General features: G+C 70.9%; 26 protein-coding genes. 15 read left to right on the top strand and 11 right to left on the bottom strand.

The genetic code is table 11. The annotated features are described in order from the left end of the window. The first annotated feature begins 69 nt into the window (after positions 1-69). Entirely contained in the window at positions 70-363 is a 294-nt protein-coding gene (locus ACFWNN_RS26280; RefSeq protein WP_285640644.1) for a DUF4342 domain-containing protein, read from the top strand. 51 nt (positions 364-414) lie between these two features. Here ACFWNN_RS26280 and ACFWNN_RS26275 read toward each other — a convergent pair whose 3' ends face one another. Continuing rightward, on the bottom strand, positions 415-1,434 hold the full coding sequence (locus ACFWNN_RS26275) for a LacI family DNA-binding transcriptional regulator (protein ID WP_382442581.1): 1,020 nt from the start codon (positions 1,432-1,434) through the stop codon (positions 415-417). Positions 1,435-1,580: 146 nt separating this feature from the next. On the opposite strand from ACFWNN_RS26275, the gene ACFWNN_RS26270 reads away from it, so the two are divergent. From ACFWNN_RS26270 to ACFWNN_RS26250, 5 genes are read left to right on the top strand one after another with little or no spacing between them, the layout of a single operon-like run. Then, complete coding sequence (locus ACFWNN_RS26270) at positions 1,581-3,170, top strand: alpha-amylase family glycosyl hydrolase (RefSeq protein ID WP_382442580.1); 1,590 nt, start codon at positions 1,581-1,583, stop codon at positions 3,168-3,170. Between the two features lie 16 nt (positions 3,171-3,186). Next, entirely contained in the window at positions 3,187-4,539 is a 1,353-nt protein-coding gene (locus ACFWNN_RS26265; RefSeq protein WP_382442579.1) for an ABC transporter substrate-binding protein, read from the top strand. 7 nt (positions 4,540-4,546) lie between these two features. Next, positions 4,547-5,431 (top strand): carbohydrate ABC transporter permease, encoded by an 885-nt coding sequence (locus tag ACFWNN_RS26260; RefSeq protein WP_382442578.1) that lies wholly within the window; start codon positions 4,547-4,549, stop codon positions 5,429-5,431. Next, a complete protein-coding gene (locus ACFWNN_RS26255; protein ID WP_382442577.1) occupies positions 5,428-6,288 on the top strand; it encodes a carbohydrate ABC transporter permease in 861 nt (286 codons plus the stop codon). The genes ACFWNN_RS26260 and ACFWNN_RS26255 overlap by 4 nt, the downstream gene beginning before the upstream one ends. Positions 6,289-6,323: 35 nt before the next feature. Further along, positions 6,324-9,215 (top strand): carbohydrate-binding protein, encoded by a 2,892-nt coding sequence (locus ACFWNN_RS26250; protein WP_382442576.1) that lies wholly within the window; start codon positions 6,324-6,326, stop codon positions 9,213-9,215. Between the two features lie 55 nt (positions 9,216-9,270). Here the strand turns inward: ACFWNN_RS26250 and ACFWNN_RS26245 are convergent, their stop codons facing one another. The 5 genes from ACFWNN_RS26245 to ACFWNN_RS26225 form a co-directional block, all read right to left on the bottom strand. After that, a complete protein-coding gene (locus tag ACFWNN_RS26245; protein WP_382442575.1) occupies positions 9,271-10,842 on the bottom strand; it encodes a hypothetical protein in 1,572 nt (523 codons plus the stop codon). After that, positions 10,839-11,171 (bottom strand): hypothetical protein, encoded by a 333-nt coding sequence (locus tag ACFWNN_RS26240; protein WP_382442574.1) that lies wholly within the window; start codon positions 11,169-11,171, stop codon positions 10,839-10,841. The genes ACFWNN_RS26245 and ACFWNN_RS26240 overlap by 4 nt, the downstream gene beginning before the upstream one ends. Positions 11,172-11,278: 107 nt before the next feature. Next, on the bottom strand, positions 11,279-11,734 hold the full coding sequence (locus ACFWNN_RS26235; protein WP_382442573.1) for a YbaB/EbfC family nucleoid-associated protein: 456 nt from the start codon (positions 11,732-11,734) through the stop codon (positions 11,279-11,281). A gap of 114 nt (positions 11,735-11,848) precedes the next feature. Then, positions 11,849-12,205, bottom strand: coding sequence for a UBP-type zinc finger domain-containing protein (locus ACFWNN_RS26230; protein ID WP_382442572.1), 357 nt, complete (start codon positions 12,203-12,205; stop codon positions 11,849-11,851). A gap of 89 nt (positions 12,206-12,294) precedes the next feature. Then, a complete protein-coding gene (locus ACFWNN_RS26225; RefSeq protein WP_382442571.1) occupies positions 12,295-12,654 on the bottom strand; it encodes a VOC family protein in 360 nt (119 codons plus the stop codon). Between the two features lie 153 nt (positions 12,655-12,807). Between ACFWNN_RS26225 and ACFWNN_RS26220 the strand changes: the two genes are divergently transcribed. After that, positions 12,808-13,320, top strand: coding sequence for an IclR family transcriptional regulator (locus tag ACFWNN_RS26220; protein WP_382442570.1), 513 nt, complete (start codon positions 12,808-12,810; stop codon positions 13,318-13,320). A 39-nt stretch (positions 13,321-13,359) separates the two neighbouring features. On the opposite strand, the gene ACFWNN_RS26215 is transcribed toward ACFWNN_RS26220, so the two are convergent. Then, on the bottom strand, positions 13,360-13,950 hold the full coding sequence (locus tag ACFWNN_RS26215; protein ID WP_382442569.1) for a TetR/AcrR family transcriptional regulator: 591 nt from the start codon (positions 13,948-13,950) through the stop codon (positions 13,360-13,362). Positions 13,951-14,079: 129 nt separating this feature from the next. On the opposite strand from ACFWNN_RS26215, the gene ACFWNN_RS26210 reads away from it, so the two are divergent. Next, positions 14,080-14,880 (top strand): SDR family NAD(P)-dependent oxidoreductase, encoded by an 801-nt coding sequence (locus tag ACFWNN_RS26210; protein WP_382442568.1) that lies wholly within the window; start codon positions 14,080-14,082, stop codon positions 14,878-14,880. A 4-nt stretch (positions 14,881-14,884) separates the two neighbouring features. On the opposite strand, the gene ACFWNN_RS26205 is transcribed toward ACFWNN_RS26210, so the two are convergent. Then, entirely contained in the window at positions 14,885-16,549 is a 1,665-nt protein-coding gene (locus tag ACFWNN_RS26205) for a hypothetical protein (protein ID WP_382442567.1), read from the bottom strand. A gap of 52 nt (positions 16,550-16,601) precedes the next feature. Between ACFWNN_RS26205 and ACFWNN_RS26200 the strand changes: the two genes are divergently transcribed. The 3 genes from ACFWNN_RS26200 to ACFWNN_RS26190 are packed head-to-tail and all read left to right on the top strand — an operon-like array spanning position 16,602 to position 18,175. Beyond that, on the top strand, positions 16,602-17,045 hold the full coding sequence (locus ACFWNN_RS26200) for a YdeI/OmpD-associated family protein (RefSeq protein WP_382442566.1): 444 nt from the start codon (positions 16,602-16,604) through the stop codon (positions 17,043-17,045). 36 nt (positions 17,046-17,081) lie between these two features. Continuing rightward, a complete protein-coding gene (locus ACFWNN_RS26195; protein WP_382442565.1) occupies positions 17,082-17,435 on the top strand; it encodes a hypothetical protein in 354 nt (117 codons plus the stop codon). Between the two features lie 56 nt (positions 17,436-17,491). After that, a complete protein-coding gene (locus ACFWNN_RS26190; protein WP_382442564.1) occupies positions 17,492-18,175 on the top strand; it encodes a DsbA family protein in 684 nt (227 codons plus the stop codon). Here the strand turns inward: ACFWNN_RS26190 and ACFWNN_RS26185 are convergent, their stop codons facing one another. Continuing rightward, positions 18,176-18,943, bottom strand: a complete 768-nt coding sequence (locus ACFWNN_RS26185) for a hypothetical protein (protein ID WP_382442563.1) — start codon at positions 18,941-18,943, stop codon at positions 18,176-18,178. A gap of 107 nt (positions 18,944-19,050) precedes the next feature. Between ACFWNN_RS26185 and ACFWNN_RS26180 the strand changes: the two genes are divergently transcribed. Continuing rightward, positions 19,051-19,416: a response regulator transcription factor gene (locus ACFWNN_RS26180; protein WP_382442562.1), complete on the top strand. Its 366-nt coding sequence runs from the start codon at positions 19,051-19,053 to the stop codon at positions 19,414-19,416. Here ACFWNN_RS26180 and ACFWNN_RS26175 read toward each other — a convergent pair. Both ACFWNN_RS26175 and ACFWNN_RS26170 read right to left on the bottom strand, forming a co-directional pair. Further along, positions 19,398-20,051, bottom strand: a complete 654-nt coding sequence (locus ACFWNN_RS26175; protein WP_382442561.1) for a LuxR C-terminal-related transcriptional regulator — start codon at positions 20,049-20,051, stop codon at positions 19,398-19,400. The two genes, ACFWNN_RS26180 and ACFWNN_RS26175, sit on opposite strands and share 19 nt — an antisense overlap. Continuing rightward, positions 20,048-21,772 (bottom strand): histidine kinase, encoded by a 1,725-nt coding sequence (locus ACFWNN_RS26170; protein ID WP_382442560.1) that lies wholly within the window; start codon positions 21,770-21,772, stop codon positions 20,048-20,050. Before ACFWNN_RS26170 ends, ACFWNN_RS26175 begins: the two co-directional genes overlap by 4 nt. A 104-nt stretch (positions 21,773-21,876) precedes the next feature. Here ACFWNN_RS26170 and ACFWNN_RS26165 point away from each other — a divergent pair, with 104 nt between their 5' ends. The 3 genes from ACFWNN_RS26165 to ACFWNN_RS26155 all read left to right on the top strand — a co-directional run bounded on the left by ACFWNN_RS26165 (position 21,877) and on the right by ACFWNN_RS26155 (position 24,580). Beyond that, a complete protein-coding gene (locus ACFWNN_RS26165; RefSeq protein ID WP_382442559.1) occupies positions 21,877-22,422 on the top strand; it encodes a DUF6232 family protein in 546 nt (181 codons plus the stop codon). Positions 22,423-22,440: 18 nt separating this feature from the next. Further along, positions 22,441-22,767 (top strand): hypothetical protein, encoded by a 327-nt coding sequence (locus ACFWNN_RS26160; RefSeq protein WP_382442558.1) that lies wholly within the window; start codon positions 22,441-22,443, stop codon positions 22,765-22,767. 139 nt (positions 22,768-22,906) lie between these two features. Continuing rightward, positions 22,907-24,580 carry an amidohydrolase gene (locus ACFWNN_RS26155; protein ID WP_382442557.1) on the top strand — a complete coding sequence of 558 codons (1,674 nt, stop codon included), beginning with the start codon at positions 22,907-22,909 and terminating at the stop codon, positions 24,578-24,580. Positions 24,581-24,583 lie beyond the last annotated feature (3 nt).

The following is a 24,583-nucleotide window of genomic DNA, read 5'->3' as shown; positions in this document are numbered from 1 at the left end:
CTGATGGCATCGTGACCGGACGCGGGCACTCTGTAGTTGTCAGGGATCAACCGCAGTTCTAGGAGAGTCATGAGCGAACCCAAGCCCGAGTCCGCCCGATCCGCCGTCGACTCGGTGGTCGACGCCGTTCGCGGCCTGGTCAGCGAGGGCATCAACCGCCGCGTGGTCGTGCGGGACAGCAAGGACGACGTGGTTCTGGAGGTGCCGGTGGCTCTCGGCGTCGTGGCGGCGCTGGCCGCCCCGGTGGCCACGACGATCGGTGCCGGTGTCGCTCTGGTGAGCAAGTGCGGCATCAAGTTGGAGAACCGCGAGCAGCCCGCCGCGCAGCCGCCGGCGACCACCGTGGAGTCCGAGCGCATCTGAGTGTGCTGAGCCGCCGCGGCCGGGGGACGACCCTCCGGCCGCGGCGATGTTTCAGCGTGCGGGTGCGGTCGAGCCCCGTTCGACCAGGCGCACGTCCAGGACCAGGGGGTCGGCCGGGCGGTCGCCGCCGTCGATGAGGGTGAGCAGGCGGTCGACGGCGTGGGTCGCCTTGCCGACGATGTCCTGCGCGATGGTGGTCAGCTTCGGCGTGATGTACGCGCTGATGTCGAGGTCGTCGAAGCCGACCACCGACACCTCGTCCGGCACGCTCACTCCGGCCTGGAGCATGCCCTCGATGATGCCGATCGCGAGGATGTCGGCGGTGGCGAACACCGCCGTGGCATCGGGGTGGGCCACGGCCCAGCGCCTGCCGAGGGCGACGCCGTTCTCGTGCGTGGTGTTCAGCGTCTCGATCGGACAGTCCTCGGTGGACAGACCGGATTCCTCGAAGGCCTTCTGGAAGCCCAGGAAGCGTTCGTGCACGACACCCACGTCGGTGAAGGACGGGCCGGCGAAGACGATCCTGCGGTGGCCCAGGGACAGCAGGTGCGCGGCGGCCAGGCGGGCGCCGGTGAAGTCGTCGGAACGCACGCCCGTGGTGAGCGGGTTGGGGGCGTAGCTGTCGATCGCGAGGACCGGCGTCGCGCCGGTGACCTGGCGGCGCAGGTCGGAGATCTCCTCGTCGAGGAACCCCAGGAGCACCGCGCCGTCGAGGCTCCACGAGCGCAGTGCCTCGCCGATCTCGGAGGTGTCGGCGACGCCGCGCAGCAGCAGGTGGTAGCCGCGTTTGCGCAGGCGGCGCTCTATCTGGCCGATGATCGCGATGTTGTGCGGGCTGATCGCGAGGCTGTCCTCGCTGGCGGCGGGCACCAGCAGGCCGACCAGGCGGGACTGGTTCGCGGCGAGGCTGCGGGCCGACGCGCTGGGGACGTAGCCGCGTTCGTCGATGATCCGCCGCACCCGTTCGACGGTGTCGGCCGAGACGCGCGCGCTCTTGCCGTTGATCACGTTGGACACCGTCATCACGCTGACGCCGGCCGCTTCGGCGATGTCCTTCAAGGTGACCCGCAAGTGCTGCCCCTCCGATTCCGTCGTTGACACCTTCCGTGCCGCAGGCTAGCTTTCCACACCACGACGATTTAGCGCTATACCTACTCTGATCAGCGATGATCGGCGCGGTGTTGCGCGCCTGAAGTCGAGTGAGGGGACAAGCAGCCGTGACGACGGACCCGCCGTGGTGGCGCACCGCGGTCATCTACCAGATCTATCCGCGCAGCTTCGCCGACGCGAGCGGTGACGGCGTCGGCGACCTCGCCGGCGTGCGGTCGAGGCTCGGCCACCTGCGCTACCTCGGCGTGGACGCCATCTGGTTCACGCCCTGGTACCTCTCGCCGATGGCCGACGGCGGCTACGACGTGGCCGACTACCGCGCCATCGATCCCGCGTTCGGCACGCTCGCCGACGCCGAGGCGCTCATCGCCGACGCCGCCGCGCTCGGCATCCGCACGATCGTCGACGTGGTGCCGAACCACGTGTCGAGCGAGCACGCCTGGTTCCAGGCCGCGCTGGCCGCCGGGCCCGGTTCGCCGGAACGCGAGCGCTTCTGGTTCCGCGACGGCGATGCCGCGCCGACGAACTGGCGGTCCAGCTTCGCGGGCGGCACCTGGACCCAGGTCGCCGACGGCCAGTGGTACCTGCACCTGTTCGCCCCCGAGCAGCCCGACCTCAACTGGAACCACCCCGACGTCCGCCGCGAGCACGAGGACGTGCTGCGCTTCTGGTTCGACCGGGGCGTCGCCGGCATCCGCGTCGACTCGGCGTCCATGCCGGTCAAGGACCCCGCGCTGCCCGAGGTGCCGGAGACGCACGCCGACGGCGAGCACCCGTTCATCGACCGCGACGAGCTCCACGACATCTACCGGGGCTGGCGTGCCGTCGCCGACTCCTACGCCGAACCGCGCGTGCTCGTCGGCGAGGTGTGGCTGGACGACCAGAAGCGTTTCGCCCGCTACCTGCGCCCCGACGAGATGCACTCGGCCTTCAACTTCGACTTCATGGGCCGTCCCTGGGACGCCAAGGAGCTCCGCGACTCGATCGCGTCCACTCTGGACGCCCACGCCCCGGTCGGCGCGCCCGCCACGTGGGTGCTGTCCAACCACGACGTGACCCGTCCGGTGACCCGGTACGGCCGCGCCGAGACGTCGTTCTCGTTCCTGGCCAAGAGGTTCGGGCAGCCCACCGACCTGGAGCTGGGGGAGCGGCGGGCGCGGGCGGCGGCGTTGCTGACGGCGGCGTTGCCCGGCGCGCTGTACCTCTACCAGGGCGACGAGCTCGGGTTGCCCGAGGTCGAGGACCTGCCGCTGGAGGTGCTCGAGGACCCGATGCACTTCCGGTCCGGCGGCGTCGACCCCGGCCGGGACGGGTGCCGCGTGCCGCTGCCGTGGACGCGGGAGGGGCGGTCGTGCGGGTTCGGGCCCGAGGACGGTGCTGCGACCTGGTTGCCGCAGCCCGACGGCTGGGGGAGCCGGTCGGTCGAGGCGCAGCGGGACGACCCGGGCTCGATGCTGGCGCTGTACCGGACGGCGCTGGGGGTGCGGCGGGCCGAGGCGGGGCTGCGCGGGGAGTCGTTCGAGTGGGTGGACCTGGGGCCGGACGCGATCGCCTTCCGCCGCGGTGACGTGGTGTGCGTGGTCAACTTCGGGCCCGAGCCGTTGGAGTTGCCACCGCACCAGGAAGTTCTGCTCGTGAGCTCTGCGCTCAGCACCACGTTCTTGCCCGTCGACGCCGCCGCATGGCTCCGCGCGTAAGTACCCAGGAGAGACAATGAAGTCCCACCGCCTGACACTCATCGCCCTCGCGCTGACCCTCGCCGCCTGCTCCACCGCCGACGACGAGCTGAACGCCGACGGCAAGGTCGTCCTCACCGTTGCCATGGACGCGGGCCTGGAGGCCAAGGCGATCGAGGCGTTCAACGCCCGCGTCGCCCAGTTCGAGCAGGCCAACCCGGACGTCGACGTCAAGCCGCAGGAGTACACCTGGACCGCGGCGACGTTCACCGCCCAGCTCGCGGGCGGCACCGCGCCGGACGTGCTGACCGTGCCGTTCACCGACGGCCGGGGCCTGATCGAACGCCGCCAGATCGCCGACATCAGCACCCAGGTGTCGACGCTGCCGTACGCGAAGGCGCTCAACCCGACCGTCGCCAAGGCCGGCCAGTCGTCGGACGGCAAGCAGTGGGCCGTCCCGATCGCGGCCTACGGCCAGGCGTTGCACTACAACCGCACGCTGTTCACCCAGGCCGGGCTCGACCCCGACAAGCCGCCGACGACGTGGGCCGAGGTGCGCACGGCCGCCAAGCAGATCGCCGAACGGACCGGCCAGGCCGGCTACGCGCAGATGACCCAGGGCAACACCGGCGGCTGGATCCTGACCACGCTGGACTACGCGTTCGGCGGTCGCACCGAGAAGATCAGCGGTGACCAGGCCGAATCCACTGTGGACACGCCGGAGATGGCCGAGGTGCTCAAGTCCCTGCGGGCCATGCGCTGGGACGACAACTCGATGGGCGCCAACTTCCTCTACGACTGGGCGGGCATCAACCAGGACTTCGCCGCGGGCCGGATCGGCATGTACGTCTCGGGCGGCGGGAATTACGGCAACCTGGTGACCCAGAACGGCCTCAAGCCCGCCGACTACGGCGTGGCCGCGCTCCCGCTGGCCGACAAGCCCGACGCCGGGGTGCTCGGCGGCGGCACGCTCGCGGTCGTCAGCTCGAACGCGGGGGAGAAGGCCAAGGACGCCGCCGTGAAGTGGATCGACTTCTACTACATGGGCAAGCTGACCAACCAGGACGCCGCCACCGCCGACGCGAAGACGCTCGCCGACACCAAGCAGCCCGTCGGGGTGCCCGCGCTGCCCGTGGTGGACCGCGCGACGTACGACAAGCAGCAGGAATGGGTCAAGCAGTACGTCAACGTGCCGTTGCAGCAGATGAAGCCGTACACCGACGCCATGTTCGGGCAGCCGCTCGTCACCGAGCCGACCAGGTCGACCCAGGAGGTCTACAAGATCCTGGACACGACGGTGCAGAAGCTGCTGACCGAGCGGGACGCCGACATCGCCGCACTGCTGAAGACGGCCGACGCCGACGCGCAGGCCACGATCGGCCGGGGCTGAGCCGGTGGTGAACTGGGTTCGCCGCGGCGGGCTGACCACGCTGTTGTTCCTGCTGCCGTTGCTGCTGGTGTTCGGGGTGTTCTCGTGGGCGCCGATCGTGCAGTCGGTGGTGATGAGCTTCCAGCGGACGAACCTGGTCGGGCCGGTCGAGTTCGTCGGCCTGGACAACTTCGCTCAGGTGGTGAACGACCCTCTCTTGTGGACCGCTATCGGCAACACGGCGTGGTTCGCGGTGCTGGCGCTGCTGTTCGGCTACCCGATCCCGCTCGTCGCCGCCGTGCTGATCAGCGAGGTGCGGGCGCGCAGAGGGTTGTTCAGCGCGCTCGCCTACCTGCCCGTCGTGGTGCCGCCGGTGGTCGCCGTGCTGCTGTGGAAGTTCTTCTACGACGCCAGCCCGTCCGGGGTCTTCAACACGGTGCTCGGGTGGGTCGGGCTCGGGCCGTGGCAGTGGCTGCAGAACCCCGGCAGCGCCATGCCCGCGCTCGTGCTGGAGGCGACGTGGGCGGCGGCCGGCGGCACGGTGATCATCTACCTCGCCGCGCTCGCCGGCGTGCCCGCCGACCAGTACGAGGCCGCCGAGATCGACGGTGCGGGGATCTGGCGCAAGATCTGGCACGTGACGTTGCCGCGGTTGCGGGGCGTGCTGCTGGTGACGTTCATCCTGCAGATCATCGGGACCGCGCAGGTGTTCCTCGAACCGTTCCTGTTCACCGGCGGTGGTCCGGCCAACTCGACGATGACGGTGCTCTTGCTGATCTACGACTACGCGTTCGCCAGCAGCCTCGGCGGTGACTACGGCGCCGCGACCGCGCTGAGCATCATGCTCGCCGCCGTCCTGGCCGTGCTCTCCGCGCTGTACCTGCGGATCACGAGATCCTGGAGCACGTCGTGAAGCGCGGGCTGATCTCACCCTCGGAACGCAGGACCCCGGGGATCCGGGCAGCGTTGCGGGTCGTGCAGTCGGTGCTGCTCGGGGCGTTGCTGCTGACCGGGCTCGGGCCGATGCTGTGGCTGGCCAAGGCCGCGATCACGCCCACGCAGGACACGTTGCGCACGCCGCTCGCGCTCTTCCCGGCCGGGGTCGACCTCGCCAACCTGGCCACGGCCTGGACGCGGGTGGAGATCGACAGGTACTTCCTCAACACCGTGGTGATCGCCGCCGGGTCCTGGCTCGTGCAGCTCGTCGTCGCCACCACGGCCGGGTACGCGCTGGCGGTGCTGCGGCCCCGCTACGGGCCGTTGATCACGGCGATCGTGTTGGGCACGTTGTTCGTCCCGGCGATCGTGCTGCTGGTGCCGCTGTACCTGACGGTCGTGCGCACCGGGATGATCAACACGTTCTGGGCCGTGTGGCTGCCCGCCGGTGCCAGCGCGTTCAACGTCGTGCTGGTGCAACGGTTCTTCGCGAACCTGCCGCGCGAGGTGCTGGAGGCCGCGAGGGTCGACGGCGCCGGTCCCGTGCGGGTGTTCTGGTCGGTGGTGCTGCCGCTCTCGCGCCCGATCCTGGGCGTGGTGTCGGTGTTCGCGGTGGTGGCCAGCTGGAAGGACTTCCTCTGGCCGTTGCTGGTGCTGCCCGACCCGGCGGTGCAGCCGCTGTCCGTGCGGCTGCCCGCGTTGCAGCGCTACGTCGAGCTCGACGTGTTCCTCGCCGCGCTCGCCATCTCGTCGGTCATCCCGGTGGCGCTGTTCCTGGTGTTCCAACGGCTGTTCCTGAACAGCGGCGCGCTCGAAGGCGCGGTCAAAGGCTAGGTCCCCTGTCCCCAGTCCTCAGGAGAACAACAACGATGTTGTCGAAGATCCGCGCGGCCGTGGTGGCCGTCTTAGTAGTGGGCGGAATCGCCGTCACACCAACGGTGTCGGCCGCCCCCGCGGTCTACCAGGCCGAGTCCGCCGCGTTGTCCGGCGGCGCCCGCGCCGAGACCGAACACGCCGGGTACACCGGCTCCGGCTACGTCGGCGGTTTCGTGGACACCAACCGCGGTGCCGCGCTGACGGTCACGACGAGCGGTGCGACGGCGGGCACGAACCAGCTGGTCCTGCGCTACGCCAACGGAACCGGCTCGGCCCGCACCGTCACGCTGTCCGTCAACGGCTCCGCCCGCCAGGTCTCGCTCCCGGCCACGGCGGGCTGGGCGTCGTGGGGGAGCGCGACCCAGAGCGTCACCCTGAACGGCGGCGCCAACACCCTCGCGGTGTCCTACGGCAGCGGCGACAACGGCAACGTCAACATCGACTCGCTGTCCGTCGAGCCCGTCGCGCTGACCGCGGGCGAGGCCGAGTCCGCCGTGCTGTCCGGTGGCGCGCGGGTGGAGTCCGAGCACGCCGGGTACACCGGCTCGGGTTACGTCGGCGGTTTCGTGGACGCCAACCGAGGAGCCGCGGCGACGTTCTCCGTCACCGGCACGGCCGGGCGATCCAGCCTGACCCTGCGCTACGCCAACGGAACCGGCACGTCCCGCACGATGACCGTGACGGCCAACGGCACCGCACAACAGGTCTCGCTGCCCGCGACGGACTCCTGGGCGGACTGGTCCACCACGAGCGTCTCGGTGGGGTCCGTCGCGGGCGCCAACACCGTCGTGGTGTCGTTCGGCGCCAACGACAACGGCAACATCAACCTCGACAACATCGCCCTCACCCCGGAGACCACCACCCCCGAGGGCACGATCGAATTGGAGACCGGCTTCCTCGGCGGCGGCGCCGTCACGACCGCCCCGGCGGGCGCCACCGGATCCTCGGCGGTGTCCCTGCCGAGCACTTCTGCCCGCGTGATCAGGACGATCAACCAGACGGCGGCCGGCACCGCGACGATCACTTTGCGCTACACCGGATCGGGCAACGTCACCCCGTACGTCAACGGCGTGCAGGGCACCCAGCTCTCCCTGACGAGCGGCAGCGGCTGGCGCACGATCACCCACACCGCTGCTCTCCGGGCGGGCGTGAACCTGATCGGCTACCAGAACGCGACGGGTGCCGTGCTCGACAACATCGCCGTCACGGGCTCGGCCTCCCTCGCCACACGAGGCGCCACCATCCCGTTCACCAGCTACGAAGCCGAGTCCGGCACCACCACCGGCACCAAGCTGACCCCGACCCGCACCTACACCACCGAGGCCGCCGAGGCGTCCGGCCGCAGCGCGGTCAAGCTCACCGGCAACCAGTACGTGCAGGTCACGCTGACCAAGCCCGCCAACGCCCTCACCGTCCGCGCGAGCATCCCGGACGGCACCACCACGCCCCTGGCCGTGTACGCGGGCGCCACGAAGGTCGCCGACCTGGCGCTGACCTCGAAGTACAGCTGGATGTACGGCGGCTACCCGTTCGCCGAAGGTCCCGGCGGCGCCCGTCCCCACCGCTACTTCGACGACGCCCGCGTCCTGCTCCCGCAGACCTACCCGGCGGGCACGGTGATCCGCCTGGCCAAGGAGACCACGGCGAGCGCCTACATCACCGTGGACCTGGTGGACGCCGAGATCGCCACCGCGACCACCGCCCCGGCCGGTTATGTGGACGTCCGCAACCACGGCGCGAACCCGAGTGACGGTGCCGACGACAGCGCGGCCATCCGTGCGGCCATCACGGCGGCACAGGGGACCACGGCCAAGGGCGTGTGGCTGCCCGCGGGCACCTACAACCTCAACAGCATCGTGAACGTCAGCGGCGTCGACGTCCGCGGCGCCGGCATCTGGCACACGGTCCTCAACGGCGCGGCAAGGCGTGGTGGGTTCGCCATCACCGGTGCCGCGACGATCGCCGACCTCACCTTCGACGGCGACGTCACCACCCGCGACCCCGACGACGCCCCGAACTCCGACTCGTTCATCGAGGTGGAGAACGGTTCGGGCGCGACGGTCTTCAACGTGGCCACCAACCACGCCAAGACCGGCCTGTGGCTCAAGCAGGGCGACGGCTTCTACGCGGCGGCCCTGCGCGTCCGCAACACGATGGCCGACGGGCTCAACATCAACGGCAACAACGGCCCCACCACCAACGTCCGGGTGGAGCAGAGCACGTTCCGCAACACCGGCGACGACGGCATGGCCATGTGGTCGTGGAACCCGAACAACGCGGTCAGCCGCAGCGTGTTCGCGTTCAACACCATCGCGCTGCCGATCCTCGCGAACGGCGCCGCGATCTACGGCGGCACGGACAACCGCATCGAGGACACGCTCATCAGCGACACCGTCTTCAACGGCTCCGGCGTGATGGTGTCGAGCTGGCACGACGCCAAGCCGTTCGGTGGCACGACCTCCGTGCAGCGCACGACGCTGACCCGGGCCGGTACCCGCAACTGGGACTGGAACACGCACACCGGCGCGGTCTGGGTGTTCGCCGAGAAGTCCGACATCACCGGCGCGCTGGTGCTGAAGGACCTGGAGATCAACGACGCGAGCTACCACGGCATCCTGTTCAGCTGGAACAAGGCGATCACGAACCTGACGGTGTCCGACGTCCGGATCACCGGCACGGGCGGGGCGACCGACGCGTTCACCGACGACAAGGGCGTGGCGGTGTCCAACGCGGGGTCGCACGGGATGCACTTCAACCTGGTGTCCGGCACCGGGCGCTTCGACCGGGTGACGGTCAGCGGCGTCAAGGGAACCGGCAGCCAGGGCATGACCAACGACGAGAACCGCTACACCGTGCAGCGCGGCGCGGGGAACTCCGGCTGGTGAGACGCACCGGGTTCGCGTTCCGCGGCCGGCGGAACGCGGACCCGATGCGGCCGGGTCACTTGATCCGCATGCCCCGCAACGAGTTCCGGTCCACCATGCCCCGGTCGGGATGGATCTCCACCGGCTCGAACAGCGGGTCGAGCCTCCGCTTCACGTCCCGGGCCCAGTCGGCCTGGATGCCCTTTTCGCCGGTCTTCACGTCGTAGGCGGTGACGACCTCGTGCCCGTACTGCGGCAACCCGTTCGCGCCGCCGTTCCACTTGGGATTGGGGATCTCCCGCTCGAGGATGATGTCCGGGCGCTTCGACCTGTCCGTGCCCCACAGCACCTCGGCCTCGGGATTCATGAACGCGACCTGCGTGCGCACCCGCCAGCCGCTGCCGGGGTCGATCAGGCTGTCGTGGTTGTCCTTGATCCACTGCCCGACGCGCTTGTCCGTCTCGGCGCCGATGACCTGCTCGCCGGTCCAGTCCGCCGGGTAGCCCTTGCGCGCGTTGGCCAGGTCGTGCACCACCTCGTCGCGCATGCCGTTCGTGAGGTCGATGAGCGTCTCTTCGAGCTGGTGGTGGATCTCCTCGGCGGCTTCCTGGATCTCCTCGCGGTCCTTCGGCTTGGAGCGGTCGAGGCCGGGTTTGTTGCGGGGAGTGGGCCGGAGCTTGGTCAGGTCGAACGGGTCGGTCTTGCGGCCGGTGACCTTCTGGGCGGAGCCCGGCGAACCGACCGGGCGTCCGATGGAACCGGGCCGCTGCGTGCCGGGCCTGCCGCCGGGGGTTTTCCCCTTCTGGACGCTCGGGCGCCAGGTGTTCCGCCAGCCGCCGGCGGCTGCCATCTGGACGTTCCTGGTGTCGCCGGTGCCGCTGGTGGTGCCGTCGAACGAGGCCTTGACCAGGTACGGGTCGCCGAGGGAGACCCCGCCGGCCGCCCGGGTGAAGTCGTTGGCGCCCTGAGCGGCCGGGAGCACGAAGGCCTGGCGCAACCCGGTCAGCACCTCGGCGGCCTGGCCCACGCCGGACGCACCGCCCAGCCGGCTCGCGGTCTGGCGCAGCATCTGTTCGAGATCGGCCACGGGCCGTGCGTAGGAGGCGACGAGCTGCGCGGCTTCCGCGCGGATGGCGACGGAGTTCCCGCCCTGCACGGAAAGCGCCAGCTGCACGTAGGAGATCAGCTGGGTGACGCAGTGGTCGAGCAACGCGTCGGCCTGCGCCCGCGCGGACCCGACGGCGGCGCTCATCAGCCGCGCCGCCGCCCCACCGGCCGCCAGCAGCCGGGAGACACCGGCCAGCGCCTGGCTGACCGCCGCGGCCCGTTCCCGGTAGCGGTCACCGGCGTCTCCGGTCCAGTCGGCCTCACCCGCTTTCGCGGCGCGCACGAACTCACGCCCGACCTCCTCGACGGCGGTGCCGGCGCGGTGCACGGCATCGGTGAACGCGGCGACCGACCCGTCGACCACCATCCGGTCCACGGCCTGCTGGATCGGCTCGATCAACGACACGAGGTCGCCGAGCCCGGCCGCGGCCAGCCGTTGCGCCGGGCGCGTCCCGTTCTGGGGCACGGCGCCGTTGCGCAGTGCCGGTGCGACCCACTCGCCGCCGGAGACGGTGGTGGCCAGCTGCTCGGCGGTGGTCATGCCGAGAGTCCGCTCGAGTCCGGTTCCCCGAGCGCGCCGAACGACGTCACCGCGTCGGTCTCGCGCTGTTCGTACTCCTGCGCTGTCGCCCGCAGCCGGGAACCGGTCTCCGTCAACGTGTTCAGCGCGGCGACCACCGCGTCGAGCACGTCGGAACCGAGCCGGTCCAGTGCCGGAACCGCTGCGCCGGCGGCATCTCCGAACGCCGTGGGCGTCAGCGCGATCGATCCCGCCGCGTCCGCCGCCGCCTGCAGTTCGGCCGCCAGCTCACCCACCCTGCGCGCCTGCTCCACGAGGACCGAGGCTGAAACGCTGTAGCCATCCCGCATCGCCGCTCCCGGTGTCACCCCACACCCGTCACCGTCAACAATGGCCCAGCCACAACCCGTGACGACACCGCTACCGCCGAAGTTCGGCCGTACAGCGCAAAGCGGGTTCAGCCGCGTTCGAAGATCTCCGGCCCGTCCCAGTCGTCCCCGTCCTGGCCGCGACGTGCCGGTGGCGGTCCCGACTGCGGTACCGGCGGCGGGGGAGGCGCGTCCCTCGGTTGCGGTGGCTCGGGAAAGCGCTCTCGCGTCTCGGCCAGGATCAGCTGCGCCGCCGGGTCGTTCGGCCCGATCGTCTCCGCCATCGCCTGGCCCATCAGCTCCGGAATCCTTGCCTGCGCACGGCGAACGCAGTCCATGACCTGCGCCGCGATGACGGGCAGCGGTTCCCGGAACCGTCCTTCGCGCAACACCAGCCCGGTGAGCGCACCACTCGTGGAGACGCTCACCTCGACCGTCCCGTCGCGAGAGACCTCCCGCACCGTCTGCGCGGACAGCCTGTCCCGCAACGCTCCGAGCCGACGCGCGTTCTCCGCGACCTCACGTTCCCACGTGCCCCCGGTCATGCGTCCGATCATTCCGGTGCCACGACGACCACGCCAGGCTCTGCCGGGCCGAAAGTCGTTGCATCCCAACGTAGGCCACCTGGCGGACCGGAACAGCTCGTCCGCCCGGCGGGACTACTGGTGCAGCCTCTCCATCCAGTCGGAGGGCACGCGACCGGCGGGTCCGGGCGCGGGCTGGTCGAGCGGGTGATGGGCGGGCGCGGCCAGCTCAGGCCCGTTTTCGAAACCCGTCTGCGTCTCGAAGTCCCAGAACCACTCCTCGCCGGGTTCGAAGCTGCGCAGGATCCGGTGGCCGGTGGCCTGGAAGTGCGCCGTGGCGTGCTGGGACGGTGACGAGTCGCAACAGCCGATGTGGCCGCACTGCGCGCACCGCCGCAGGTGGAACCACCAGCCCCCGGCCGACTCGCACTCGGTGCACCCGGTCCCGCTCGGTGCCGCCGCCGGGTCGACGCCCGCAGTCGTGTTCGCCATGTCCGTGCTCCCGTCGCGGTCGGTGTCGATCGACTCCATCCTGGACGGGAGCGCGGCCCGCAGCGCCCGTCATGTGACGGGCGTGTTCGTCAGAACTCGTGCTCGCCGTCCGCGGCGACGAGCTCGTAGACGTTGCCGTCCGGTGCGCGGAAGTGCTGCCAGGTCGGGCCGGGGGTGCCGAGCAGTTCGATCCCGGCCGCCTCGAGTTCGGCGACGGCGGCCGGCAGGTCCCGCACCGCGAACCCGGCGACCGGGCCGGTCACGAAGTGCTCCTTGGTCCGGTAGTCCTCGGCGAACACCTCGACGTTGCGCCCGTCGGGCAACCCGAACGCCCAGAAGCCCTCTTCCCGGTGCACGAGCGGCAGCCCGAGCACCTCGCCGTAGAAGTCCGCCAACGCGCTCGCGTGCCTGGTCTTCGTGCCCAGCCAGCCCAGTCCGGTGATCTCCATGATCGCAGCGAACACCCTCCAGTTCGGTGGAGGTCAAGGCCCGGCACGCGTTCCGGTCCGTGTGTCGGTAACCGGGTTCCCCACCTCGACGGTGCAGCGCCTCGTCACGAACATGGCCGCGCTCGGCATCCTGGACCGCCACTGCTCCTCCCGGTGCTGCGCGAGCTGCGCGACGTGACGGGGGAGACGACGTGCTTCTTCCGCGCCGAGCAGGAATACCGCGTGTGCGTGGCGATGGCGGAGACCGACCACCCGCTGCGGCGCGAGATGCACGTCGGCAAGATCCTGCCGTTGCACGCGGGTGCCGCCGGCCGCGTGCTGCTGGCGTGGGACGAGAAGCTGACGCAGAGCGTGCTGTCGCACCCGCTGGGCCAGATCACCGGCAGCACGATCACCAGTGCCGACGAGCTGCGGCTCGCGGTGAAGCAGACCCGCGCGGACGGCTACGCGATCTCCGTCGGGGAACGCGAGGAGAGCGCCTCCGGTCTCGCCGCGCCGGTGTTCAACGCGGGCGCGGACCTGGTGGGAGCGTTGACGATCAGCGGTCCGACGTTGCGCATCCCGCTCGCCAGGGCGACCGAGTGGATCGACCTGATCGTCGACGCGGCCGAGCAGGCCACGCGGTTGCTGGGCGGCCGGATGCCGTCCGCCGCACCGACGATCTGACCTCAGCCGCAGACCGTCAGCGGGGACGTCCGGGCGCCGTCAGCGGTGGCCGAGCGCTCCCAGGACCGTCGAGACCTGCAGGGCCGTGCGCGCGGCGAGGTCGTCGCCGTCGCCCAGTTCCGGCGCTCCGGCCGGCAGCTGGTGGACCTCGTCGAGGATCGCGAGGTAGACGCGCAGGCACCACGTCGGGTTCGCCGCCGTGATCGCACCGGTCTCGTGCAGCCGGACGAACAGCGCCCGCGCCCGGTCCTGGACCTCGGCGCTCAGGAACGAGTGGCCGACGCCGCTGCCGTTCACGATCTCGACGGCCAGCCGGTGCCGGAACTTGATCTCGATGACCAGCTCGGTGATCCGGTGCAGCGCGACGAGCGGGGGCGCGGTCTCCGCCCTGGCCTCGTTCAGCGCGTGCAGGTACTGGTCGTTGAGCTGGCAGAACAACGCCTCCAACAGCGCTTTGCGCGAGGAGAACCGGCGGTGCACGGTGGCGCGCGCGAGTCCGGCCTCGTCCGCGATGCGCTCCAGTGAGGCCGTCGGGTCGTCGGCCAGGACGATCTTGGCGGCCTCCAGGATGCGCGTCACGTTGCGTTCGGCGTCCGCTCGGACCGACCGGGGCGGGGTGGGCGCGCTCATCTGACCTCCATGGTGGTGACCCAGCCTAACGACCAGGATAAATGCAACACGCAAGTCTCACTTGTTGACAGAAGTGAGACGGCGGTGTTGCATTTATGGCATCGGTCAGTCGACAAGGAGCTGAGAGTCATGGATCTGAACCTCGCCGGGAAGCGCGTGCTCGTGACGGGCGCCAGCAAGGGCATCGGCCTCGCGATCGTGCGGGCGTTCCGGGCGGAGGGCGCGGACGTCGTGGCCGTGTCCCGCCGCACCACCCCCGAACTGGAGGCCACCGGCGCCACCTTCGTCCCGGCCGATCTGTCCGAAGCGGACGGACCACGCCGTGCCGTCGAGGCGGTGCTGGCGGCGAACCCGCGGCTCGACGTCCTCGTCAACAACGCCGGGGGTGGCGACGGCCTGCCGGACGGCTCGTTCGGCGACGTGCTCGACGGCGGTGACGACATCTGGCAGGACGTCTTCGAGCTGAACCTGCACGCCACCGTCCGCGTCACGAGGGCCGCGCTGCCCGCGTTGACCGAGGCCCGTGGAGCCGTCATCAACATCAGCTCCGACAGCGGGCGGCGGATCGGCGCGCCCGGCGCCACCCCGTTGCCCTACGCGGTGGCCAAGTCGGCGATCAACATGTTCACCCGCGCCCTCGCCGAACGCGTGGGCCCCGAAGGCGTGCGCGTCAACGCCGTGTCGCCGTCGCTCACCCGCACCCACACGATCGCCGGGGAGGGCGGCTACATGTCCCAGGTCGCCGGGGCGATCGGCGTCGGGCACGCGGACCTGCTGGCCGCGCTGCCGAAGGAGCTCGGCATGCTGACCGGCCGGATGATCGAACCGGACGAGATCGCCCGCGCGGTGCTGGTGCTCGCGTCGCCGACGATGCCGAGCGTCATCGGCTCGAACTGGTCGGTGGACGGCGGTTCGACGAAGGTCGCCTGAGGCGTCAGTCCGCCCACTCGGCGAGCTTGGCGGCGCGGACGTCCGGCGGCAGCACCTCGGCGATCTCCCGCAGCAGCGGCAACGGCACCGTCGAGTACCGCGGGAACCGGTGGTAGTGCTGGACCATCGGGTGGAAGCGCTCGTCCAGCCCGCCTGACCGGGCGAGCGCCGCCAGCGCCGTGCCGATGCGCTGGCCGGGCACCTGGAACGCCAGGTCCTGTCCCTCCACTTCGGACACCACCGGCCGCCACTCGTCCAGGAACGCCTCGGCCCGGTCGCGGTACCCGCCCAGCGCGTCGGCGAAGAGCGAGCACAGCGTGAGGGTCGCGGCGTTCTCCCTGCCGTCGCCGTAGAAGTGGCGCACGGTCAGGGAGATCTTCTCGGCCTTGCTGTCCGGCCGGGGTGCGGTGAACACCTCGCCGAGTGCGGCCCACGCGTCGACCTCGGCCAGTGCGGCGAGTGCGGTCTTCCGGTCGCCCTCGGCGAGCAGGCCGTCCTCCAGCACGAACCACAGCAGGCCGTGCGAGGTGCGCCGGGTGAGCTCGCCGGTCGCGGTACCGAGCAGCCGCTGGGCCGCCGGCACCGAGCCGGGCACGTCGAGCCACCGGTAGGTGACGTCCGCGCCGGTGATCGTCTCGGGCGAGGACCGCAGGGCGGTCTCCAGGGTGGTGCGCTGGGCCGCCGTCAGCTCGTCCGGCGCGACCGGGCGGTACACCTCGCTGCTGTGACGGAACTGCCGGGTCATCCGTTCGAGCAGTCTGGTGTGGAGGGTCGGCTTGCTGTGCGAGGGCGTGCCGAGCAGGTCGTCGTCGGTCGTGCCGAACGTCCACGCCGCGGCGGCCAGGTCGGCGATGTCGCCGGTCCACGAGTCGAACACCGGGTACTCGCCCTGCGCCAGGTGGTGCAGCAACGCCAGCGAGTGCTCGTCGGCGAGCCCGGAGTACACAATGGACGCTGCTGCGGCGCAACGCACGTACAACGACGGGCTCGAAACCATCAGATCCCGTGCCGCCGCAACGTGATCCACCCGCACGTCGGCAGGCCTCGACGCACCCGGGGTGACGCCGTTGGCGCGCGCGGCCGCGAAACCGTGCGCCAGGCACAGGCTCGCGGACGCGTCCGGCCCGACCGGAGGCAACTCGGGCTCTCGGCCCAGCAACACCAGCAGCCGCAACGCGTCGTCGTCACCGGTGCGCGTCCACATCGCCTCGACGTCGGCGGCGAACTCCCCGACCACGTCCGCGTACTGGCTGTAGGCGTCGCGGAGGTCGTCGGGCCGCGTCACGAAGTGCGTCTCGCCGACCGCGATCCTGGAGAGGAACTGCACGGCCATCGCGTTGTCGCGGCGGACCAGGTCGACGAGGAACGGGATCGCGGCCTCCGACGCCGTGTAGACCGAACCCTGATGCGTCGTCGCCGAGTACAGGCCGTACAGCCCGAAGCCCCGGTCACCGGCGTCGTCGCTCGTCAGCGCCTCGATGAACAACGGCGTCTGCTCGGCCGTGTCGTAGGCGTCTTCGAGAGAGGCCCAGTCGACCTCGTCCATCCCGGCGGGCGGCGAGGTGGTGCCCCGCAGCGGCGGCCGCTCGTCCCCGTCCTGCTCCTCCTCGTCGAACGTCGGCGGCTCGTAGGCGGGCAGGTCGGCGGCGTCGAACGCGGTCCCGGGCACGGCCGCAGCATATGTGCTTGTATGCGGGCACCCGATCCCCGGAGGACGACCCGTGACGCGCCACTCGTTCACCACCCTGGTCGAGCTGAACGGCAAGACCGCGACCGGTCTCCGCGTCCCGGCGGCCGTGGTCGAGGCGCTCGGGCAGGGCAAGAAGCCGAGGGTGTCGGTGACGATCGGCGCCCACACCTACCGCAGCACCGTCGCGGTCTACGACGGTGACTTCATGCTCCCGCTGAGCGCCGCCAACCGGGAGGCCGCGGGCGTCGCCGCCGGGGAGACGGTCGAGGTGACGCTCGAACCCGACCTCGCGGAACGCACCGTGGAGGTGCCCGACGACCTCGCCGCGGCGCTCGACCGGCACCCTGGGGCCAAGGCCGCGTTCACCGCGCTCTCGTACAGCAACCAGCGGCAGCGCGCCGAGGCCGTGGCCGCCGCGAAGCAGCCCGAGACCCGCACGCGGCGCATCGAGAAGATCATCACCGAGCTGTCCTGACACCCGCGGAACGTCCGTACCGCTAGCCTGTGGCCCGTGGTCGGCACGATGCGGAAGATCGCGCGAGTGAGTCTCGTGCGCGTCTTCGCCGTGCTCGCGCTCGCCGTGGGGATCGCGTTGCTCCAGGGCACGCCGTGCGAACGCGACCTCGTGCCCTCGGCGGAGTGCTCGATCTCCAGCGTGCAGGTGTTCGCCGAGCCCGTTGACCTCGACGGCCTCGGTGGCGTTCCGGAGATCTGTCTCGCCGTGCTGTTCGCCGTGCTCCTCGTCGTCGGCGTACTGCGGATCCCCGCTCTGTTCCCGGTGACCGTCTCGGCACCCGTGCGGCGAAGTGGCCCGCGCCGGCGTCCGGAAGTGCGTCTCACCCAGCTCTGCGTGTTGCGGACGTAGACCGAGCCCGTTCAGCGCTCGCTCCACGTCCACGAACCCGCAGAGGTGCTTTCGTCATGACCAAGAACGCCCGAATCTCGTTGATCATCATCGCCACGGTCGTGGTGGTGGTCGGCGGCTTCATCCTGATGAGCAGGCTGACCACACCGGCACAGCCCCAGGCCGGGACCACCAGGGCGGCGGGACCCGTCGCCGCCGCGCCCGCCGACCTGCTCGTCCGGCCCGACAGCCACAAGCTGAACGACGTCCCGAACGCCAAGGTGACGCTCGTCGAGTTCCTCGACTTCGAGTGCGAGTCCTGCCGGGCCGCCTACCCGAGCGTGGAGCAACTGCGCGCCGAGTACGGCGACCGCGTGACGTTCGTGCTGCGGTACTTCCCGATTCCCAGCCACCGCAACGCCGAGCTGTCGGCGACCGTCGTCGAGGCCGCGAGCAGGCAGGGCAAGCTGGAGGCGATGTACAAGCGCATGTACGAGACCCAGGCCGAGTGGGGCGAGAAGCAGGTCGAGCAGCGCGAGCTGTTCGTCCGCTTCGCCCGCGACCTCGGCCTCGACATGGCGAAGTTCGAGACCGACCTGAACGACCCGGCCACGCTCGACCGCGTGCTGAAGGACCGCAAGGACGGCGCGACGGTCGGGGTGCAGGGCACGCCCACGTTCTTCGTCAACGGCGTCAAGTTCACCGGCCGGGCGAGCTACGAGGGCCTGAAGGCCGCGCTCGACCAGGAGCTCGCCAAGTGATCACTCGTACCGGGGGTCGGGTTCGCCGATCGCGGTGCCGGGGTCGATGGTGACGGGAGACAGCGGGAACCGGTCGGGCACCCACGTGCCCGCCGTCCCGATCGCCAGGTCGCCGGTGGTCTCGTCACGCACGAACAGGGTGCAGCTGCCCTCGGTCCGCCGGTAGCCGGTGACGTGCGAGATCCGGCCGATCTCGTTCGCGAGCGCCCGCAGGTCGAGCGTCCTGCCGTCGTTGAGGTAGCGGACGTTGACGTCGCCGTTCGGGGTGAAGTGCTCCCCGTTGACGATCAGCACACCGTTGTCGCGGTGGACGGTGATGCTCAGCCGCGGCCTCGGCGGCGGCATCACCGTCAGCACCGAGTAGGCGCGGCTCAGGCTGAAGTCGTGGAACGTTCCAGTGGCGCACCGGCCCCAGCCGTCGTCGAGGAGCGACAGGCACAGACAGGCCCGGCACCACCGCCACCCCTCCTGGGCGGACGGCGGCACGGTGTCCAGCGGGACCGCGTAGTCGCCGCTGCCGGTGTGGTCGTGGCCACCGCCCGCCGGGCACCAGTCGCCGCTGCCGGCGCCGCCGAAGCAGAGGTTCTGGCAGCGGGCGCACCACCGCCAGCCCCGCTGGCTGCCCACCGGGACCTCGCCCACCGCGAGGAAGTACTCGCCGGCACCGAGGTTGTGCGGGACGCCGGTCTCGCACACCCCGTCGCCGTACGCGTTGAACGCCAGGCAGTAGCACCGATCGCACCACCGCCAGCCGGCCTGCACGCTCATGTCCTGACTCCTTCGCCGATCACGGTCCAGGCTCGTCGCGCGGAGCCGTGCTGTCATCAGGGCCAGCCCTGATGCCGCCTTCACGCCGGATGGTCATCCTTGGAGCGGTGGACGACGTGCTGCTCGTGGACGACAACGCGTCGTTTCGCGCTGTGGCCAGGGCGTTGCTGGAGCAGGGCGGTTTCCGGGTGGTCGGCGAGGCGGGCACGGTCGCGGGCGCGTTGCGCAGGGCCGCAGAGGTGCGGCCGGACGTGGTGCTGCTCGACATCGGGTTGCCCGACCGCGACGGCGTGAGCGCGTGCGCCGATCTGCAGGCGGTGGTGCCGGAAGCGGCGATCGTGTTCTGCTCGGTGCGCGGGGCCGACCAGTACGAGGACGCCGTGCGGCGGTCACCCGCCGTCGGGTTCCTGCCCAAGTCGCGGCTGTCCGCGCCGGCACTGGCCGCCGTGCTCGCTCAGCGCGACCGCAGGTAGGCCAGCACGGCGAGCACCCGGCGGTGGTGGCCCGACTCGACGGGCAGGGTGAGGCGCTGGAAGATGCTGCGCACGTGCGTCTCCACGGTCTTGCCCGTCAGGCTGAGCCGCTCGGCGATCGCCTGGTTGGACATTCCCTGGGCCATGAGCGCGAGCACCTCGAGCTCGCGGGCGGTCAGGCCGTCGAGCAGGTCCCGGCGGCGCGGACCGGCGAGCATCGCCGCCACCACGTCCGGGTCGAAGACGCAGCCACCGGCGGCGACGCGGTGCACGGCGTCGAGGAAGTCGGCGCCGGACGCCCTGTCCTTCAACAGGTAGCCGACGCCGCGCGTGACGTCGCCAACCAGTTCGGTCAGGTGCGCGACCTCCAGGTACTGCGACAGCAGCAGAACGCCGATCGACGGCCTGCTCGTGCGGATGCGCACGGCCGCGTGCAGGCCTTCGAGGCGGTGGTCCGGCGGCATCCTGATGTCCACCACCGCGAGGCCGGGTTCGTGGGCCTCGACGGCGGCCAGCAACGCGTCCGCGTCCCCGACCTCGGCGAGGACGCGGCAGCCCGCCTTCGTCAGCAGTTCGGCGAGGGCGCTGCGGAACAGCCGTGCGTCGTCGGCGATGACCACCCCGAGTCCGGTCATGGGCGCTCCAGCGGGAGAAGGGCGATCACGGTGGTGCCGGTCGTGCTGCTGACGACGGTCAGCGAACCGTCCACAGCGGACACCCGGTCCCGCAGTCCGGTCAGTCCGGTGCCCAGGGCGGGAGCGGCGCCACCCGTTCCGTCGTCGACGACGGCCAGTCGCAGCGAGCCCTCGTGGACACCGGCCTCGACGCGGATGTGCTGGGCGGCAGCGTGTTTGAGCGCGTTCGTCACCGCTTCCGCAGCCACGTAGTACGCGGTGGCGGCGACCAGGCCGGGCAGGTCCGGCAGGTCGGTCTCGACCAGGTCGACCGGCTGGAGCGAGCGGGCGGCGAGCGCGCGCAACGCCGGGAGCAGCCCGAGGTCGGTCAGCACCGACGGGTGGATGCCCCTGGCCAGCTCGCGCAGTTCGGCCAGCGCCTCCTCCAGGCCGTCGGCACTGCGCCGCAACAGGTCGTCCAGCTCGGGGTCGCCGGCCGAGCGCTGCCGGGCCAGGCGGAGGGTGAGCGCGGCGGTGACCAGCCGTTGCTGCGCGCCGTCGTGCAGGTCCCGTTCGACGCGCCGGCGTTCCTCGTCTCCGGCGGCGACGATCCGGGCCCGGGACGCCTTCACCTCGGCCAGCTGGGCGCGGACCTCGGCGGCGAGACGCTGGTTGTCGAGTTCGAGGGCGGCGGCGGACGCGACGGCGCTCAGCACGTGATGGTCGTCCAGCAACGCGGGGTCGTGCACCAGCACCGCCACCCTTCGTCCGCCGCGGTCGACCGGCGTGCACGCGCGGCCGAGTTCGATCGGCCGTCCGTCGGCGTCCACGTAGTCGTCGTGCTCGGGCCGGTGGTAGCCGACCTTCAGCGACGGGTCGCCGAGGGCCTCGGCCAGCAGGTCGCGCAACCGTTCCGGCGGCGACCCCGGCAGGCGGGCCAGCAGGTTCGCCACCGAGGTCCGGCCGAGCCGCACCCGCCAGACACCGCTGAGGAACGCCAGCGGCAACGCGAGCGTCGCCGCCCGCGTCAGGTTCACCAGGATCTCGTGGTGCCAGGAGATCCCGGTGCCCAGCAACGCGTCCAGCACCGATGTCGCACCACCGAACGACCCGACGGCGAACACCGGCGCGAGCACCCGGCGCGCGGGCCTGCTGGCCGTCACCCAGCGCCGCACCAGCACCGCCGTCACCGCGAGACCCAGCACGAACTGCACGCCGTCGACGACCCTGCCGACCGTCCCGAACGGCAACCGCCACACCAGCAGCAGGTTCGGCACCAGCGAGTCGAGCCACAGCGCGCTCAGCGGGACGAGCCCGAACGCCACCGCGTAACAGGTCCGCGCGAGCAGCCGCTCCAGCCCGGCGCGCAGCACCCCGTCCGGGTAGGCGAGCAGCAGGTGCACGAGGAACGCCGACGACGCCGACCGGAACAGCAGCCCGGCCGTGTGCACCGCGGGATCCACCGAGATCTGCACGTCCTCGGCGAACCAGGCGATGCCGATCAGCACCATCAGCAGGCCGATCCGGACGGCGGGCACGTCGGGCCTGCGGTACGCGGCGATCACCCCGGTGAGCAGGTAACCCCCGCCGACCGCCGCCGAGAACACCGTTCCCGTCGACGTCTCGTGCTGCCCGGACGCCGTCACGACCAGCACGAGCGCGCCCCAGCACGCACCGGCCGCGGCGAGCACCCCGATCAACGGCGCCGGGCCGTGCCGGGCCGCACCCACCGGTTCCACCACGCGAACCTCCCCACCCGGTTGTCGCCCGAACGCCGGGGCGCGTAACAGGTTTCTCAGTGCAGGCCCCGATGTCACCGGCCGTCCGCGCTCCTACCGTCGAGGACATGGCACGGGACAAGGTCGCCGAGATCCGGATCAACCCCCGGACGGTCCGCATCGGGCATCAGGTGTACCCGCTCGCGAACATCTCCAGGGTGCAGACGCTGGAGGTGCGGTGGGGCGGGCGGAAGGCCACGTCGTACCCGCCGAAGGAGACCGCGGTGCTCCTCCTGCTGTTCGGTCTGGTGGCCGTGGCGATCCAGGTGGGGGTGCCCGCGCTCGGCCTCGGCGGCCGTCAGCTGATCACCGATCTGATGATGGGCGCGATGGTGCTGTTCGGCGTCCGGATCGCGTATCTCGTCCTGGCGTTCCTGTACCGCGTGCTGTTCCGCCGCAAGCACTACGCGTTGTTGCTGGAAACGGCGGGCACGCAATACACCGCGTTGTCCGGTACCGATCTTCCGGAACTCCGCCGAATCGAGGCGGAAATCGTCGGCGCGATCGAGAAGCCGCCGACTCGTGAGCACGTCGTCGAGGTCCACGGAGACCTGGTGCTCGGCAACCAGACGAAGCAGACCGGCTCCGGCAGCCGCATGACCATCAACAACTGAGCGAGCGAGGGAACGCACATGGGCGACGTCGTCCACGGCAGCCAGTACAAGCAGACCGGCTCCAACAGCAACATGACGGTGAACAACTCAGGTGGCGTGACCAGGGCGGACGTCGACGCCGCCGTGGTCGAGCTGCGGGCGTTCATCGACCACCTGACCCGCACCGGCGCGGTCGGCCCGAACGGCCAGGTGAACGACCCGACGGCGGTGGTGGCCGAGGTGGAGTCCGGCAGGAGCCGGCTCGCCGCCCTGGGCAAGGCGGTGCTCGGCGGCGCGAAGGACGCGGTGCTCACCGTCGTGCAGGGCGGGGTGGCCGCACTCGTCGTCGCTCTGCTGGGCCGCTGAAATCGCCTTTACCGGGAAATGAACCGGCCTTTGTGACGTTCGCGATAGACGCATTCCGTCTTGTTTCGCGCTGTTCGCCGGGAGCGTGGTTTTCATGGAAAGGAGGCAATACCTGGAGCGAGACTGAAGAGGTTTCTCCATGAGCTATCAGCTCAACCGGCGCAAGATGCTGCAGGCGTTCGGTGCGGCCGGTGCCGCGAGCGCCGCCGCGATGTACGCGGCCGATCCCGTGCTCGGGGCCACGCTGGGCTACGACGAGTCGATCGGTGTCGACCCGGCCACGTACACGGCGCCGACCGGCATCGCGAAGGACAGCGCGGGCAAGGCGACCGCGCTCGACTGGCTGCGCGACCACGGCGGCGAGGTGACCGGGCTGTCGGACCGGATCTGGCAGCACGCCGAGCTGTCGTTGCGGGAGTGGAACTCCGCGTGGGACAGCGCGGAGTTGCTGAAGCGGCACGGGTTCACGATCGAGTGGGGGACCGGCGGGTTCCCGGCGGCGTTCACCGCGACCTACGGCTCGGGCAAGCCGGTGCTGGGGTTCAACGCCGAGTACGACGCGTTGCCCGGTCTGTCGCAGAAGAAGGGCGTGGCGACGCACGACCCGTTGGTCTACAACTACGACGCCTACGGCCCGACGTACGGCGCAGGCCACGGCGACGCGCACAACGTGCTGGGCGCGGGTTCGATCGGCGCCGCGATCGCCGTGAGCAAGGCGATGAAGCAGGACAACCTCACCGGCACCCTGAAGGTCTACGGCTCCAGCGGCGAGGAACAGCTGGTGGGCAAGGCTTTCAGCGCCAAGGCCGGTGTCTACAACGGACTCGACGCCTACCTCGACTGGCACCCGCTGACCTCGACGCTCGCCGACTGGGGCACCACGGCGGCGCTGATGTCGGCGACGTTCACGTTCCTCGGCGCGGCGGGCCACGGCGGCACCCCGCTGGGCAACAAGAGCGGCCTCGACGGCGCGTTGCTGATGGCCACGATGAGCGAGTACCTGCGCGAGAAGAACGTGGCGCCGTCCGGCCGGTTCCACTACGCGATCATCAACGGCGGCGGCGCGCCCAACGTCACCCCGGACATGTGCTCGATCTGGTTCTTCGTGCGCGAGGGCAGCCCGGCCCGAGCCCGGGTGCTCTACGACAAGATCGTCGAGTGCGCGAAGGCGGCGGCGCAGGCCAGCCAGACCCGCCTGGTGCACAAGTTCCACTCCGGCACCTGGAACTCGCTCGGCAACAAGGTCGCCGCCGAGGTGCTCAACGACAACATGGTCAAGATCGGCCCGCCCGCCTTCACCGCCGCCGACCAGGAGTTGGCCAAAGGGTTGCAGCGGGCTTTGGGCAGGCCGGAGGCGGGCATGGCGACCACCCTCGTGCCGCTCACCGCGCCCGCCCCGGTGTACCTCGGCGGCCCGTCCACCGACGCGGCCGACGTGAGCTGGCAGGCGCCCAAGGTCACCGCGCTGGTGGCGACGTTCCCGATCGGCGTGCCGCACCACAACTGGGCGGTGTCGGCGGTCGCCTCGACCAACATCGGCCACCAGGCGGCGTTGTCGGCCGCGCGGTACCTGGCGGCGACGTCGATCGACCTGCTGACCCAGCCCGAACTGCTGGTGCGCATGAAGGACGAGTTCGTCGCGCGGACGGCACCCGCGCAGTGGAAGAGCATGATCCCGGACGGCGTCCAGCAGCCGCTGTACCAGCCGCCCGCGGACTTCCTGGCGCGCTGCCCTGCAAGTTCATCGGGCGACAGCAGCGGCCGAGGGACCCGGAGGCGGTGCCGCCGCAACGCCCGAATACGCCCGGTATGAGGG

The organism is Lentzea sp. NPDC058450, assembly GCF_042721395.1.
GTDB lineage: Bacteria > Actinomycetota > Actinomycetes > Mycobacteriales > Pseudonocardiaceae > Lentzea.
This window is presented reverse-complemented; position numbering and strand designations above follow the sequence as displayed.